Source organism: Calothrix sp. 336/3, assembly GCF_000734895.2.
GTDB lineage: Bacteria > Cyanobacteriota > Cyanobacteriia > Cyanobacteriales > Nostocaceae > 336-3.
On record NZ_CP011383.1, the window covers coordinates 38,111 to 54,437 of the forward strand.

Sequence of the window (16,327 nt, forward strand, 5' to 3'; positions counted from 1 at the left end):
CTACCGGATGAGGAGTGAAATTTTCCATACTGTCTGCCGTACTGTCTGGTCAACTCAAAACCATTGTCTGCCTTACTGTCTGGCGGACACTACCGGATAATCACGAATTGTCTGGTGAAGTTATTGCCTATCCTCTAACCTCGACTTTATCCATTTTTCAGAAACCCTTAAATCCGACGCTGAAACCATTGCAAGACAATAGTTTGAGTTTTTGGATTTGAGCGCAAATCTGTGACATAGAAAAAGTATTTGCCAAAAAAACAGGATTTTTGCCGGATAAGGAAGGCTAAGTTCTCAATTTTGGATAAAGTCGAGCTAACTGTCTGGTGCTAAATTCCACAATTTCCTGGGCATTTCTCTATGGTGATTACTAACTTATTTCTCATCTTGCATCAGTGCATCCAACTGAGATAATAGTTTTTCTACCTTTACCTTTTTCTTGGGGTCGTCCCAAACCTGGGATTTTTTCAACCTGCGGAAGGTATCATCAACTTTGTCTTTGATGGATGCTTCTGGTTTGGCGGGTTGTTCAATTTCCTTAATCTTGCGCTTGATTTCATTGAGTGAGAGATTGTAGGCGATCGCATCTTGTAAGAGTTGCTGTCTTGATTCTTCATCTTTAACTTTGGCGATCGCACGAGCTTTGGTGTATTCTAATTTCCCTTGTCGTAGGGCTTCTAACACACAAGAGGGTAAGTTGAGCAGTGGCAAGCGATTTTTAATAAAAGACTCCCAACTCATCCGCCCTAGGGATGCAAAAAGTTCTTCAATTATCTTGGTTTTCTGTTGAGACATAACGTTATGTCTCACTGCGGAATTTTCACTATGGCGATCGCAAACGTTACGCATTTTGTTGAGATGACTTGTTACCTCGTCACGTTGCCATTTAAGCTGCAATCCTAATAAGTCAAGTATTCCCTCTGTTTCTTCGATGGGGTTGAGGTCTTCGCGTTGCAGGTTTTCAACGATTTGCACCTTTGATGTGGTGACATCATTCATTTCGCGGACAACCACGGGGACTTCGGTGAGTCCTGCCAATTGGGCTGCTTTGTAACGACGCTCTCCTGCGACTAATTCATAATTACCCCCAGTTAACGGACGCACTAACAGAGGTTCGATAACACCTAAGTCTTGAATTGAGCGTGATAGTTCTTCGAGTTTATTGAGGTCGAAATAGCGGCGGGGTTGGGAGGGTGGTAGTTTAATTAGGGCGATCGCTATGCTTATTGGTGGATTTTGAGCAGTTTCGCTTTCTTTGATATAGGCGTTTTCTCCCAGTAATGCGGCTACGCCTTGGAGTTTACTGGAATAAGGTTGTTCTTTTTTTGTAGTTTTGGTCGTAGTGGGTTTAATCACGATAGTTTTTCTAAGCTAGAAGCAATTTTTTTGAGAACACTAACTGCGGAATTTTTGGAATTATATAGCGCTAATGGTAAACGAGCCTCGCTGGCATCTGCAAAGGCTATGGTCTTGGGTATAGGGTCAAAAACTGTAGCTAGTGGTGATAGTTGTTCTTTAATTGCCTGATTAGTCCTACTCTCTTGGGCAGTACGAGCATCATACATGGTGGGAATAAACCCGGCGATCGCCAAAGTTGGATTTGCACCTTTACGTAATGCAGCGACTGTTTTGAGCAATAAATCAGTTCCTTGGAATGATTTAAACTGACACTGAATGGGTACAAGGACATGGGTAGCGGCAACAAGGCTGATAACACTCAAAATACCGAGAGATGGGGGGCAGTCGATGAGAATATAATCGTATTTGTCGAGTACGGGGGCGATGGCGTTTTTTAGTCGCATTTCGCGCATTAGAGCTGCAACAAGTTCCAGTTCGGCAGCACTAAGATTGATGTTGGCTGGTACAATTGCCATCCCATGAATGAGTTCAGGATGGACGGGCAAATCTTCTTCTCCCACCACAGCTTCGTAAACAGTTTTGGTGAGATTTTCGCTTTCCAAACCCATAAAAGTGGTCAAACTGGCTTGGGGGTCTAGGTCAAGGAGTAGAACACGGTTTTTCTTTTTTTGGGCGAGGTGGTAGCCTAAGTTCATGGTTAAACTGGTTTTGCCTACACCACCGCTTTGATTGAATAGGGCAATAACGCGGGTTTTGCTCACGGGTTATATATTACGCTTGTCAAAATTGCTGGTAATAGAGCCAAATTCTAGCGCTTGATATGCTGGAATACAACCGGGTAAGGTAGAAAATTATATTTTCACTGAGCTTGATGTGTTGATGGAGAGTATCGAGTGACTCCATTTGCTCCTCATCGAGGTATGCTGGCTCTTTTTTTCCTGTGTGGCTTGAATTCCTAAAGATTTAATTCGCCCATACTTGTGTACTTTTTAATACAATACTTTTTAAATTTCTTCTGGTGTGTATGCAGTTGAAGCGGTGAAGCTCTGGTTACTTATGGTAATTTTTTCTAGCATTTATACATAAGAGAACTCCACAAAAAAGATGATCCAGTGGTTATGCTGGTTTAGCAAAAACTTCCACAAACCATTTTCTGAGATTGGGAAGACGATAAATCTGTTTTTCGACTTCCGCCATCGCTTTGTTTGTCAGCTTAACCCCAGTAGAATAGACTTTTTCAACTAGAGTCACCACTGGATTTTGTCCTTTAAAGGTAAGGGTTTTAGCGAAATTCAGTACCGCTTCAACAGTGTCAACTAAACTACCATTCCAATGCTGCTCTAACCAGCCAAAACAACGCTCCACTGGATTATATTTGCTATGATAAGGGGGATAATAAGCAAGTTGCAATGACAGTTTAGACGATGTAGCAAAGTCAATAATGCGCTTCATGAATTGGGTACGACGGGAATGATTTTCTGGTCCATTATCTTGATTAATTACCAGTTTTTGAATGTGAGTAAATCGATGTTTAATGCTTTGCCACCAGCTTTCAACTATGTCAACAATACAATCAGCAGTCAATTTTGAAGAAACGAAAAATAGAAATAATTCGTTGTATTCAGGTAAAAAAATTCCGTAGGGAATAAGGGTTGTTTCTGGAGCAAAATCATGGTCTAGGGAGATAGTCGGTACGCGAGTTTTTCCACCTCTGTCAAATTCTCCAACTTTAACTGCCACCTTCGCATCAATGGAGATTCGCAGAGTATGAGGATCATTATCAGCTTCAGTATTGATTTGCTCGACTTGTTCAAAAATGGCTTCTGTTTCTGGAATCTTCTTGGTAGGCTTAGTTTTAAGAACTCGTTTTAAGGTATAACCCAAATCATTCAATCGTCGTCGAATTGTCTCTGATGAAGGTAGTTCTTCGTCACTATAACCACATTGTTCAATTAGCTGACGACGTACTTCACTTGCAGTCATGCGTGTATATAAACGGATACTTTTAAAGCTGGGGTCAGTTTGGCTTTGTGGGTCTACTAAAGATTTAATATCCGACAACAAGTTTGGTAATTTTGTTTCCACCCGCCTACGTCCACTACGCTCGAAACCATCAATAAAAGGCTGACCACTCTCTAACTCCTGCATCCCTTTACGGATAGTGCGTCTATTCCACCCCAATTCACGTTCTACTAAAGTCTGTCCACCTATTCCCAACCCTTTGACCACTTCTGCCATGAATTGTCGTCGGTCGCTTCCCTTGAGTTTTTTCGCTGTTTTGATGTAAAGAGATTTTAGATTTTCGGTGAGTTGAATGATAGATTTTGGAGACATGAGGTAGGCTGCACACTGAAATTATCTTTCTCTCATCATAGGATCAATCATTCTGTGGAGGTCTCTAAGAGACTTCTTGCAAAGGTCGAAAAGTTGTGGATATCATTCTGTATCTTGCGGCTTACTGGAGGGTCTGTAATGCAGTGTAGCAATGAATCTCACGAGATATTTCCCTTCGCTCAACATGATATTTCAAGCATTTTCGCAAGAAGTCTAATATGGATTGTGTCCACAAAGAAATAAATTGAAATCCTACAGGAAAACGATTTTTTCGTGGAAGAGTTAGCATGTTTTCTACGTAATTTTATTTAATGTGTATTTTTTTAGACGTGTAAGATGGATACAGATTTTGTAAACTCAGTTTAATGAAGTTTGAGAAAAATAAGCTTGGGTTGATTGTAACTACTCCGTCAAGGTCGAAAATTACTCAAGATATTTACCTCCTGAAATATTTTGCAAGTGAAAATTGCTATTCCTTGTATAGGACTCCTATTTGATTTCTGAACAACCAAGCTGGTTATAAGCTTGCTATATAAAGGTTTGTTTCTCAGTGTACTTAGTAAGATTCAAGTAGGATTCCTATATCTACATTTGTGTTTACATTGGAGCATACAGTTTTGGAAGAAACACAATTATATAGTGCTACAAATTCTATTATATTGTTGCTCTAAAAAAGTCGTGATGTCGAAAATAAATGCTTCCTTTAAAATCGTATTTAAATTTGTATTTACATTTGTATCCACATTTGTGTATACATATTTTTTATACTTATTCGCTACTACTAGAAATTTATATACGACAGTACAACTTATTCGCCAAAGCATACCAGGCAAGGCTTGCAAGGCACAAAACTAACTTTATTACTCGATTTCAAGATTGTTCTTTATTCTTTGTTCGCAATTTTTAAATAGCATTTAAACTTGAGTTATCATATTTATATGTCGCTGAGATTTAAGTAATGGTAACATAAGGAATGAAAACCTATTATGAATTCCGATCTGCTTGTCGCTCGAAATTATCTATGCATTTTGGGAGCATCTATCAATATTTTTTTCAAAGGAAAAATCACTATATAGAAGAGCCCAGAAGCAACTGCAATCACTTCCGGGCTAAATCTTCATCTGCGATCGCTAACGGCAATCAGCATCGCAGAAATAGTTTGTCTAATTTCAACAATATCCCCACAAAACGGAGGTCAAAAACTGGAAATGAAATTACAGTCTCGTGCTTTGAATTACAAAACCCAAATTTTCACCCACGTTAAGGAGAATCATAAATCTATGATATCAAAAAAATCGCAAGATATTATTCCCGATAAGCTGAAGCGCTTTGATGCTGCTTATTCAATTATGGCAAGGCTAGCAGCTTTTTCTGTTGCATGTCTCGGTACCTGGATGTGTGCCAGTGGAAACCCCTCCAATGCCGCTTTTCTTTTAGGGATTGCCGATATTTTCTTGAAAGCTGCTCAAACTCAAACTCTTGCCCCAGACCAGAAGAAGGATGCTCCCGCACAACCTGAAGATAAAGATTAATGGCTTAGGCTGATGGGGGTGCGATCGCTCATGACATACCGATAGGCGATCGCTTTCCTGCATTTCATTGTAGATGAGGCGATATTGATGTATGGATGGGGTGCGTAGTTGGGAGGGCGATCGCTTTCCTATATTTCCTTGTAGATGAGGCAACATTGATGCGTGGGGTGTGTAGTTGGAAGGGCGATCGCTTTCCTGCATTTTAGGGGTAAAGACAAGATACGCGCAAAATTTATCACGATGTAAAGTTGTGTAAAGTAGCCATGTATTGATGTCTTTCAAACATTCAAACATTGCCTAAATTGAGTCAATTTAGGCAATGTATAATGAAGAGAGAAACAGACAATAAAGCTTTCAGCCATTCTTTCCCAACTACCCCAACTTCCCTTTTCGGCAAAGATGATTTCTCACCCTCATCCCCCTGTAAAAGTAGCGTCAAAGCGAGAGCGGGAATATTTGCGTCCAAAGGAAGTTGAGGCGATGATCAAAGGGGCGCATTCATTCGGAAGGCATGGAGTTCGAGATGCAGCGATTATTTTACTCATGTTTCGGCATGGGTTTCGCACGGCAGAGTTAGTTTCTCTGAAATGGTCACAAATTGATTTGAACGACGGCTATATCGAGATAAGAAGAGTAAAACATGGGCATGATAGCACTCATCCCCTACGCGCCCCTGAATTGAGGGCATTACGTCAAATTAAACGAGATTATCCTGAAACCCAGTATGTGTTTGTCTCCGAGCGCAAAGCTCCCCTGTCCACCCGAACTATCCGTCACATTATAGCCAGAGCCGATTAGTAACAAGTTAAGGAAAAGCAGGAATTGTCAAGGGTAAAGGAAAAGGCGATAAGTCAAGGGTTTGAGGCTCTTTTCGTATTGTCTTAACAACATCAAGGTTTTTGTTCTCTGGAGCAGCAAAAAATAAAACTGGATCGGTTGCTCGACCCTTGTTATAAGCATGATTAAAATGGTAAAGCCCACGAAAAATCATCTCTAAAGAAATGCGTTCAAACGGGAGGGCTATTTCATCAGCAACAGCATCTGCAAGGTCGATTAAAACTGCATAAAATAACCAAGTTGCCCAAACTTGAAGCTTGACACCATTGACAGAACCTGTCCAGAGATAACTTAACCCCAGCAAGCGTTTGGCAGTATTAAATGCCTCTTCGATTCTCCATCGTTTCGCATAAAGATCGGCAACGACATAAGGTGGAAGAATTTGAGGATCTAAAACTGAAGTAACATAGGCATACCAAGTCTTGCCTTGCTTGACTTCAATGAGACGTAAACGTAATATTTTTTGGTGTTTATCCTCTGTGTTGAAGGAAATTATCCGGTCTCGAAGTGTGTAGTCGTAGCTGAAAATTCGCTCAACATCAAATACTGCATTTGATTTGATGCGAGTAATAAAATCAACCTGTTTGGCAATCAAGCGCAAGAAAAAACCAAAATCATAAAAGCCACGGTCGAGAACTAGCAAGGTTTTAGCACTAGCAATATTAATTAAACATCGAGAAAATTAGTATCATGTGCTAAGGGATTAGTATGAAACCAAACTTGTACGGGTAATCGTGTTAACAAATCAATCACTGTACATATTTTGCCGGCTAACTTACTTGTGGAACATCTTTTAAACTATCATTTACGAAATAAAGCTTCGAGTGTTGACCCCGTCCGCAATCCATATATTCACAAAATGCTTCTTGGCATATTTGACTGCTGCTGGTAGGGTTCGTTTTTCGCGAAGAAGCCAACGCGATTTCAACAATGGTAACAAATCGTGAAACACTCGTTCAAATAGTTCTGCTGGAAAACTGAGAAACCTCTGTGACAACCCCTGCTGTGATACTTTAACAGCTTTACCCCATAACAATTCCTCCTGCTCCAACATTCGAGTTAGTTCATGTACTGATGCTACTTGCCGCCAAATCACAGTTAACATCGCTGCAACCATTAATGACAGATTAAGTATACGGTCGCGTAATCCAAGGCTTCGATAATAGGCACTTTGAGCGTATATTGCTGGACTCAGCAAATTTTTTAAGTGTTCGCTTATTGCTTCATTATCCGCAAGTGGGGTGTTTCGACGACGAACATGGTCAGGGTTTCTCGGTTTTTTGGTTGGCATGATTTTGAACCAAAAGATGCACTATTACTAGTTTCTCAGCTTTTTGAGTCCCTCTATACTGCTCTTGACAAAACCTCAAAAACCTTAACTTGTCACGAATCGCCAGAGCCGGAGAATTAGCCGGACTTAATGAATCTGTTCATCCCCATCAACTGCGTCATGCTTGTGGCTATTATCTTGCTTCACAAGGACATGATACTAGGGCGATTCAGGACTACTTAGGACATAAGAACATTCACCATACAGTCCGCTACACGCAAATGTCCCCCCAAAGATTTGAATCTTTTTGGACAGATTGAGTTGAGGGAGCGATAACAATGCTCCTGTAAACTGAAAATAACCATCTTTTCTCTCACTCGTGGCATCAATTGAACGCACAGCTTATCCCAGATTCAAACGGTACTATACCGCCAATGAACTCGATAAAATTTACACTCCCACTAGGATAGAGATAGCATTTGCCTTAAAAGTTACGACTGGGGAAGAGAACTATTTTAATCTGCTAGTTTTACTCAAAGTATTTCAGAGATTAGGCTATTTCCCCAAAATAGCGGACATCCCTCTCACTATTATCAACCATATTCGGACGGCATTGGATCTTCGAGAAGATAAGAGTTTTAGCTATCAATATCCACCAACTTTATCCCGTCACAAAAAAGTGATTCGCTCTTATCTCCAGGTGATTCCTTTTAATCAAAAAGGCAAGGCTCTAATCACAGCAGTTATCACTGAATCGGCATTAAGGATGGATAATCCAGCCGATTTAATCAATGTAGCCATTGAGGAGGTTGTCAAAGAACGCTATGAACTACCTGGTTTTAATACCTTAGACCGTTTAGTTAATCATCTCAGAAAAGAAGTAAACCAAAAAATTTCAAGGGGCGACAATCGCCTCTAAACCCCGCCAGATAAAGGTTTAGGAGGCACATAACCCTTGATCCCAGGTAATTAGTCAACTTAAACCTGAATATATCCAGCGATTAAAAGATTTATTAGATAATTACGCAGCAGTTGAACGCAGTCCTTATAATGACCTAAAAAAACTTCCTCAAAAATCAAGTCGAAATCATCTTAATGATTTAATTGCCCATTTAACTTGGTTAGAAACACTGGGAGAAATCGCTCCTTATCTTCAAGGACTAACTAGGGCGAAAATTAAACATTTTACCTCGGAAGCTAAAGCTCTTACTGCTTCCGAGATGAAGAATATTACTCTGAATAAGCAATTAACATTACTTCTTTGTCTCATCTATTCCGCTCAAGTACAGACTCGTGATTACCTAGTAGAAATGTTCCTCAAACAGATGAAAAAAATCCATAATCTAGCTATTGAGGAATTAGACTCTATCAGAAAAAGACAGCAGATAACCACAGAAAAACTAGTATCTGTCCTCACCGATGTTCTAGTAGTTTTCAATGAAGATGCCCCCGATTCAAAACCATTAGAGCAATTGCAAAATATCTTCAATAAAACGGGAGGAGTTGAACAACTATTAACTGAGTGTGAAGAAATTAATGCTTATCAAGGCAATAATTACTTTCCTTTATTATGGCGATTTTATAAAAGTCATCGTAGTGCTTTCTTTCGGGTATTTAAATTTCTCAAGATAGAATCTACCAGTAGTGACGATAAATTGGTTAAAGCCGTGGAAATTTTACTTTCTAATTCTCATCGAAGGGGGGAGTGGATAGGAACGGAAGTTGACTTATCTTTTATTTCACAGCAATGGCAAAAGCTAGTGCTAGTTCAGTCTAAAGATGTCACCAAAGTGATGCGTCGCCATTTCGAGATTTGTATTTTTTCTTATGTAGCTGCTGAACTAAAGTCAGGGGATATTTGCGTCTTTAACAGTGAGGCTTATGCTGACTATCGAGAACAGTTACTTTCTTGGAAGGACTGTCAGCCATTAGTTGAAGCATACTGTCAACAATTAGGCTTTCCTACTCAGGCTGAAGATTTTGTCGAGAATCTAAAAAATTCATTAACCCAAACAGCATCGGAAATTGATCAAGGCTATCCCAACAATACATCTGTTGTTATTAGCGACCAAGGAGAACCTGTTTTAAAACGTCCATTAGCTAATCGTGAGAGTGCTTCTCTCAAAAACTTAGAGGCTGTAATTTCTGAAAGAATGCCAGAGCGTAACTTAATTGATATTCTCACAGATGTGGACTATTGGACAAATTTTACCCGACATTTTGGTCCAGTGAGTGGTTCTGATTCAAAATTAGAACGGTCTACAGAACGCTATTTGTTAACTACTTTTACTTATGGATGCAATTTAGGAGCGGCGCAAGCGGCGCGTCACATGAGAGGCGTTGTTACGTCAAGAATGCTCACTTTTGTTAACCAGAGACATATCAGTTTAAAAGGACTTAATGCTGCCCTAGTAGATATTATCAACCGTTACAATGTGATGCCTTTAACTAAGTTCTGGGGAGACGGCACGACAGCTGCTGCTGATGGAACTAAATATGACTTATACGAGCAAAATTTACTTTCGGAATATCATATTCGCTATGGTGGTTATGGTGGAATTGCTTATCATCATGTTGCTGATAGTTATATAGCCCTATTTAGCCATTTTATTCCTTGTGGAACTTGGGAGGCTGTATATATTATTGAAGGACTTCTCAAGAACAAATCGGACATTCAACCGTCGATTATTCATGCTGATACTCAAGGACAGTCTACTCCTGTCTTTGCTTTATCTTATTTGTTAGGTATTCAACTTATGCCTCGCATTAGAAATTGGCAAGATTTGGTTTTCTATCGTCCTGATAAGGAGACAGTTTATCAGCATATTGATTCTCTATTTAAAGGGGTAATTAATTGGGAACTTATCAAAACTCATTGGTCAGATTTATTGCGAGTGGTTCTTTCTATTAAATCAGGCAAAATTTCTTCAGATATGTTGTTACGAAAGTTAGGAAACTATAGTCGGAAGAATAAACTTTATCAAGCGTTTCGAGAGTTAGGCAGAGTTATTAGGACTGTTTTTTTATTACAGTTCATCTCTGACCAAAAGTTACGTCAACAAATTACAGCAATGACTAATAAAGTAGAAGCTTATAATGGCTTTTCTAAATGGTTTTGTTTTGGAGGAGAAGGGGTGATTGCTAGTAATGACCCTGAACAGCAAGAGAAGACGATTAAGTACGGTGATTTAGTAGCTAATGCTGTTATTTTCCATAATGTGGTTGATTTAACTGAGGTTTTGCTTCAGCTTAGAAAAGAAGGTTTTTTCTGGGAGCGAGAAGATTTAGCGGCTTTGAGTCCTTATTTAACCAGTCACATCAAGCGTTTTGGTGATTATCTGATTGATCTCGATGCGATTCCACCAGCACTAGAGGAAAAGTTAAATTTAGGCTTTTGAGTAAATTTGTTGCAAAACTTTACGTCGTGATAAATTTTGCGCGTATCTTGTCTTTACCCCCAAGAATGTCGATAATCATCTGATTAATACAAATACTATAAACGGTAAAAACTGTTTGTATAGTTTAAAGGATTTATACCGTTAACGCCATGACAGCTAAGATTATTGCAATCGTGAACCAAAAAGGTGGTTCTGGGAAGACAACGACGACGATGCAGCTTGCTGGTGCGATCGCACGACGTGGTAACAAAGTGCTTGTTGTTGATGCCGATCCGCAAGGAACAGCCACCCGTTGGGCTGCATCTGCTGATGACGAAATTCCTTTTCCTGCTTCCGTTGTTGGGTTGAGTGCAGCTAACGCAAAAGTTCATAGAGAAGTCAAAAAGTTTGTTGATGATTATGACTTCATTCTTATCGATTGTCCTCCTGCGGCAGATTCTCCTGTGCCTCAATCCGCCCTGCTAATTTCAGATGTTGCTTTAGTACCAATTATTCCCTCGCCGCTTGATATGTGGGCGGCTGTTGGTATTAAGCAGGTGATCCAAAACGTTGCTGATTTTAATGACACGTTGCAATCTAGGCTTGTGCTAAACCAGTGCCAACCTAAAACAACTTTGGCGCAGGAATGTTTACAAGTGCTACCAGAGTTTGAAATTCCCCTTGCTAAAACACAAATTCAGCATCGGCAGGTTTATCGACAGTCTGCTGTTTTCGGTCAGACGGTTCATAATTTGGGCAACAAGGCGACAGCTGCGATATCGGAAGTTGAAAATTTGGCGGATGAGGTGCTGGAAATTTTAGGAATTGCGACGAAGAAGAAAAAAAAGAAAAATAGTTAAAACCATTTATATAGTTTATTCTGTTTGTACCGTTTTAATTATTTTCAAGTATAGGGCACCTCATATTTATTCAGCAAAATGCTGTTACCCCGCACATGATGTGTGTCCTGTCTGATTGATTTTCCATGGGACGGTTTTAAACCTTCGCCTTTGGCGGAACAGTTTCAGCGACTCCCTTGAGCCTGCTAAAGCATGAGTTATGAGGATTACAGCAAAGTCAGGAATGACGATTTTGGAGTTATTTAGAGGTTCCCTATAGATATTTTGCGTTGAAAAAACTATCAAAACAGTATATATAGTTTTAACAGTATGTTGAGATTATTTTTTCTTAAAACCAGCTTCTGTGCCACGAATTCGTATCTTTCGCCCCTTGTGGTTTAGGGGTGCGGAGAGAATCCCCGCGTTGTCTGGGAAGTCCAAAATACGTGATTAGCAGGCATCGGTTCAGGTGATACCCCGCGCCTGTAACCATCTTGAAAATAGGTGACTGGCACACGCGATGCGTGGGAAATAGGTGATTCCCACGCACGGATCGTTTGTGAAGGGTTAGTCCCCACTTAGCCAGGAGGGGTAATCGGGCATAGCGGGTGGTGGAGGCGGCATGGGCATGGTGTTCTCGGTATTGAGCTTGTGCATAACCTCGGCAATGCCTAACCGTTCCCAATCATCTTCCCTCCAAGGTTCCAGGCGTTGCCAGTCGGGTGGGGCAGGGTGAATATCCACGGTCGCGGCTGGTTGCAGCAGCGGATGGAGTTTGTCCCACGGGATGTAGTCCTTGTAATTGATGCTTGTTTGATAAAATCCGGTTAGCCCTTGGTTGGTTGGCGGATGCACCGGAGGGATGTTGATAAACTCGCTCGCCATGACCACGGGGGTTTGTTGGATGCTTTGACTGCCGCCCGTGCGATCGCTCCAGGTAATTAAACCCCCAACACCACGGCTAAACGAACTGGTCGCTTGCTGACGCTTCACTTCGGCATCTCCCATTTGGGCACAAGCCCATTGTGCGCTGGGGGCATCCGACATTTTTAAAAATGCTTTGTGACGAATTTGTCCCAAGATGCTGTCCGAGACCTCTTTGCCATAACGGTTGTACATCCCTTGGATGCTCTGGAAAGCCGCAATCAGACAAATCCCCTTGCTGCGCCCCTTGGTAGCAATTTCTTGTAAGGCTTCTACGTGGATACTCTGAAGTTCGTCGAGAAACAGGAAGGTGCGCGGTTCAGGGTAGTCTGTCTCTTTGAGTAGTGATTGGCTCATTCTGGTCAGAATCAGACGATTCAAGGCATTCATGGCTGGTCTAGCTTCTTCATCCTCGCCTAAGAGCCATATTTGCCCGCCATTCAGCCATTCACGAACGCTGGCACTGCGCGGTGCGTGTTCCCACAGCGCCGCAATGGGCAGGTAGCGATATATCTCCGCACAGACGCTGGCTAAAATGTTTGCAGATGTTTTTTCGCTGCCCAACGAATTTAGGTAGAACGCCGTTTGCGGATCGCTCGTCAGTAGTGCGCTCAATATCTTCTCGCTACCGAAGGCACGGACAATATCCGCCAGCCGCCATTGTCCTGGAGCATTGATGATAAACAGCAAGGTTACTCCGGTGAGGATATTGATAGCGGCATCTCGGAAAAACCTATCTCCCCGTTCCGCGCTTTTCGGTTCGGGAATCAGGATATCGGCGAACGCTTGGGCGTGGGTTGGGGTGACAAAATCTTTTGCCATGTCATAGCGGCAAGCGCCGTGCTGGAAGGCATTAAAATTCAGCACTTCTCCTTGTATTCCGTCAATGCCGAGGATTTCTCCCTGGGCGTTATGTTTCGGGTCAAACACCACGGCACGGAAGATACTGTCCGGGGTGATGAGCGGCAGACAGGCTTGCATAATGAGCTTGAGCGTGATGGACTTTCCTGAACCGGAGGAACCACACGCTACTAAGTGTGTGGTAAGTTCTTGCACGGGAATATCCACGTTACCGAGGAGAAAAGTTTGTTCTGAGGCGCGGGCATCTGCTCCCAGACGTTTGCGGTACGCATAACGGGCTTTTTTGCTGGGGGTGAGCTTACTACCCCGGATGTGGATATCATTCTCGGCAGTGGATTGCAGCCAACGATTGAAAAACTCATTGGGCACGGTCAGGGCGAATAAGAACCCAAGACCAGGGCTAATCAGGTAGATGATCGTCAGCAGGATAAACCCACTGAGCAGCAATCCCCAGTAATGGGGCTGTTTGGCTTTGTGATGGCGAAACACCAGCACCAGCGTTTGCCATGCGGTTAGTCCATACCATCCGCCCAGATAAAACGGATGGGTGGAATAGAGAGCTTTGCAAAAATGTACCAACCACTGCCCATCAGCGGAAGCGGTTTGCATATGGGCAGGGGTTTGCGCGTTCATCCCTAAAATTACCAGCCATACGACAAACAAACCAATGGTGCGTCCCTTTGCTACGGGCTTCCATGCAAAGTAGAAGCACGCTACCACCAACACACCGCCGCAGAAATACAGCAGCAGGCCACTTTGATCCAGAAAACGGAAAAAACTGTGGGCGGACACCAGGTTCATCCAGAGCAGGGCAAACAGCCCCCACACACCTATCACCGCCCACGATACTAAAACATTTGTCCAAAAATTTTCAAAACGATGTTCCCATTCGGAAATAGGGTCTATCCATCGTTCCAGTAACTCTTCAAACAGCCGCTCCAGGCTGGAAAAAAATTTCATGATTCCCCTTAAACAACAACCAGTTGTAGCGAGCAGAGGAGAAAAGGCGAAAACGGTATTGCCTACCTGGCAATGTGTATCGATGTCCGGCATACAATCGACACTATCTAATATCTCGCCTGCTCTATGACCATTGTAGAATTGGTATAAAAGAGCCTTGCTCTTTTTATTGGTTGTCGTTTACAAAAATTTATCCCCCATCATGGATGCCGTGATTGTTTACAATCCCAAGGGTGGTGTTGGAAAATCGATGGTGTGCAGTACTGTGTACCAGTATCTGCTTGACCATAATACGCCCTTTATTGCTTTTGATACGGATCGCAATAACCCGGACTGCTATCGTCGCTATAAAGACCTTTTACCCGTAAAGTTGGCTATTTTCAGTGAAGCCAATAAATACGAGGATGCAGCGAATTCTCTCTTTAATGAGGCTATGAATAACCTTGTGGTGGTAAATATGCCCGCCCAGGTACACCAGCCTTTTAAAGACTGGTTGGAGAAAAACGAAATTTTAGAGATTGCGCCGGAGGTAGGGGTACGTTTCCATTTGTGGTTCGTCACTGATTCCGGTTTCGATAGTTTAAACCTGCTGCAAAAAACTCTGGAACTGTACCAGGACAAGATGCGCTACACCATCGTTCGCAATTTTGGACGTTCCGAAGAATTTGATGCTTTCGAGCAGCATGAAGCCATTCAAAAACTGCTCAAAACTCTGCAAGCCACCGTGATTGATTTTCCGGTGTTGAATGGGTCAATGGTGCGTCACCGCTTGGATAGCGAATCTCTCAGCTATGGCGTAGCCCTCGCTCGTGAAGACTTCGGCATCATTGAGAAGCAGCGCATCCGCAAGTTTTTGCGGGAATCTTATGCCGCCTTCGCAAAAACGGAGGTGTTCGCCCATGTCAACTAGCCGCACCAGTCAAGACTTACTCGACCGGGTGCTGGTAGGGCGGGATGATACTACCAAAGCCCGTGTTCTCGATTTGGTACTGCGCCTGGGTATCAGCCCTCAGGATGAACTGTTCATCATTATGATTGCCCTAAACCATCTGCAACTCCTCATTGAGGATGCTCCCCAGGACTGGCAGACGTTGTTTGTAGATTTTCAACAGGAGCTTGAGGAATGGAGTCAGATCAATCTGGATACGCTGGACGCAATTATTCGCAAGTCCGAGCAGGAGATGCTGCTGGCGCAAACCGCGCAGCAGCTCGTGAGCGCCTTGACCACCTCAACGGCGTGTTGGACAGAACTCAGCACCTTGTTGAGCAAATCACCCCTGCTGTCCAGAGTCTCGAATCAAACCTCACAGCTACAAGAACTCTCGGCCCAATTACAGAGCATACAAACCACCCAGAAGCAGCAGGGCGAGCGGCTGAACAAGCTCCTCGCCACGACCACGAAATCGACCGTTAACCGATTGCATCTGCCGCCGTGGCTGATCATCTTATTGACGCTACTCACCCTGAGCAGCATCTTGAATTACCTACTGTTACAAGCCATCAACGGTGCGATCGCCAAAGGAGGGTAGGGGGATAACCGTAAGGGTGATATCTGTGGGCATCGGTCTTAAACTTTCTCACCCAAAAGATAGATTTTTGTGCCGGACAAGACGAAAAAGCCCATTTTCTCGTTGATTAGCGGCTTTGTCATATTGCAGCGCTCTCCGGGAAGGAATATAAAGGATATAGGTTGTTGCGTAAAAGGAAGTAAACTATTTGTCAAGATTTCCGGATACAAAGAACGTATTTTCACTAAAACCTCTATAATCGAAGTAAACAAACAATCGAATTACTAAGGTGAATCTGTTCAAAATTGAAAACAATACTGAACGGAACGGGGGATAGTATAGAAAATTTCGCGGTGAATTCCGCCTTATGCGGATAAAGAAGCTTTCATCTTGAACCGAGCGAGATAGTCTATAAACGCACGTTGAAATATATATAATCTCGTGCAAGCTATCTCGTTGCTATTGCCTCGTAACCCAGGAAAGCAAGCAAATATGTTGTCAAATGCTAATCAATATTTCAAAAAGT

General features: G+C 42.4%; 11 protein-coding genes and 2 pseudogenes. 7 read left to right on the plus strand and 6 right to left on the minus strand.

The window, feature by feature from the left end; all coding sequences use genetic code 11:
- Positions 1–375 precede the first annotated feature (375 nt).
- From IJ00_RS26440 to IJ00_RS26450, 3 genes are all read right to left on the minus strand, one after another.
- Positions 376–1,356, minus strand: coding sequence for a ParB/RepB/Spo0J family partition protein (locus IJ00_RS26440; RefSeq protein WP_238178553.1), 981 nt, complete (start codon positions 1,354–1,356; stop codon positions 376–378).
- The gene (locus IJ00_RS26445) at positions 1,353–2,120 is read right to left on the minus strand and encodes a ParA family protein (protein ID WP_035159851.1); all 768 of its coding nucleotides are present in this window, start codon (positions 2,118–2,120) and stop codon (positions 1,353–1,355) included. Before IJ00_RS26445 ends, IJ00_RS26440 begins: the two co-directional genes overlap by 4 nt.
- 355 nt (positions 2,121–2,475) lie before the next feature.
- Entirely contained in the window at positions 2,476–3,675 is a 1,200-nt protein-coding gene (locus tag IJ00_RS26450; protein WP_082127446.1) for an ISAzo13 family transposase, read from the minus strand.
- 1,298 nt (positions 3,676–4,973) lie between these two features.
- Between IJ00_RS26450 and IJ00_RS26455 the strand changes: the two genes are divergently transcribed.
- A complete protein-coding gene (locus IJ00_RS26455) occupies positions 4,974–5,225 on the plus strand; it encodes a hypothetical protein (RefSeq protein WP_144416135.1) in 252 nt (83 codons plus the stop codon).
- A gap of 399 nt (positions 5,226–5,624) precedes the next feature.
- Positions 5,625–6,023, plus strand: coding sequence for a tyrosine-type recombinase/integrase (locus IJ00_RS26460; RefSeq protein WP_082127477.1), 399 nt, complete (start codon positions 5,625–5,627; stop codon positions 6,021–6,023).
- A gap of 7 nt (positions 6,024–6,030) precedes the next feature.
- On the opposite strand, the gene IJ00_RS29795 is transcribed toward IJ00_RS26460, so the two are convergent.
- Together IJ00_RS29795 and IJ00_RS29800 are read right to left on the minus strand one after the other, a co-directional pair.
- On the minus strand, positions 6,031–6,729 hold the full coding sequence (locus tag IJ00_RS29795) for an IS4 family transposase (protein ID WP_339366997.1): 699 nt from the start codon (positions 6,727–6,729) through the stop codon (positions 6,031–6,033).
- 138 nt (positions 6,730–6,867) lie between these two features.
- A complete protein-coding gene (locus IJ00_RS29800) occupies positions 6,868–7,353 on the minus strand; it encodes a hypothetical protein (RefSeq protein ID WP_238178555.1) in 486 nt (161 codons plus the stop codon).
- A gap of 98 nt (positions 7,354–7,451) precedes the next feature.
- Between IJ00_RS29800 and IJ00_RS27995 the strand changes: the two are divergent.
- The 3 genes and pseudogenes from IJ00_RS27995 to parA all read left to right on the plus strand — a co-directional run.
- A pseudogene (locus IJ00_RS27995) lies at positions 7,452–7,652 on the plus strand (tyrosine-type recombinase/integrase); the annotation flags it as partial.
- Between the two features lie 59 nt (positions 7,653–7,711).
- A pseudogene (locus tag IJ00_RS26475) lies at positions 7,712–10,730 on the plus strand (Tn3 family transposase).
- Between the two features lie 149 nt (positions 10,731–10,879).
- Positions 10,880–11,569, plus strand: a complete 690-nt coding sequence (gene parA, locus IJ00_RS26480) for a ParA family partition ATPase (RefSeq protein ID WP_035159860.1) — start codon at positions 10,880–10,882, stop codon at positions 11,567–11,569.
- A 546-nt stretch (positions 11,570–12,115) separates the two neighbouring features.
- Here parA and IJ00_RS26485 read toward each other — a convergent pair.
- Entirely contained in the window at positions 12,116–14,386 is a 2,271-nt protein-coding gene (locus IJ00_RS26485; protein WP_046815075.1) for a type IV secretory system conjugative DNA transfer family protein, read from the minus strand.
- A gap of 64 nt (positions 14,387–14,450) precedes the next feature.
- On the opposite strand from IJ00_RS26485, the gene IJ00_RS26490 reads away from it, so the two are divergent.
- Together IJ00_RS26490 and IJ00_RS26495 are read left to right on the plus strand one after the other, a co-directional pair.
- A complete protein-coding gene (locus IJ00_RS26490; protein ID WP_144416136.1) occupies positions 14,451–15,203 on the plus strand; it encodes a hypothetical protein in 753 nt (250 codons plus the stop codon).
- Positions 15,193–15,822 (plus strand): DUF6753 family protein, encoded by a 630-nt coding sequence (locus tag IJ00_RS26495; protein WP_035159866.1) that lies wholly within the window; start codon positions 15,193–15,195, stop codon positions 15,820–15,822. The genes IJ00_RS26490 and IJ00_RS26495 overlap by 11 nt, the downstream gene beginning before the upstream one ends.
- Positions 15,823–16,327: the final 505 nt, after the last annotated feature.

What these genes read in the sequence shown, in the direction of transcription:
- IJ00_RS26455 (WP_144416135.1), top strand. Translation starts at nt 4,974, where the DNA reads ATGATATCAAAAAAATCGCAAGATATTATTCCCGATAAGCTGAAGCGC.
- IJ00_RS26460 (WP_082127477.1), top strand. Translation starts at nt 5,625, where the DNA reads ATGATTTCTCACCCTCATCCCCCTGTAAAAGTAGCGTCAAAGCGAGAG.
- IJ00_RS29800 (WP_238178555.1), bottom strand. Translation starts at nt 7,353, where the DNA reads ATGCCAACCAAAAAACCGAGAAACCCTGACCATGTTCGTCGTCGAAAC.
- parA (WP_035159860.1), top strand. Translation starts at nt 10,880, where the DNA reads ATGACAGCTAAGATTATTGCAATCGTGAACCAAAAAGGTGGTTCTGGG.
- IJ00_RS26485 (WP_046815075.1), bottom strand. Translation starts at nt 14,386, where the DNA reads ATGCCGGACATCGATACACATTGCCAGGTAGGCAATACCGTTTTCGCC.
- IJ00_RS26495 (WP_035159866.1), top strand. Translation starts at nt 15,193, where the DNA reads ATGTCAACTAGCCGCACCAGTCAAGACTTACTCGACCGGGTGCTGGTA.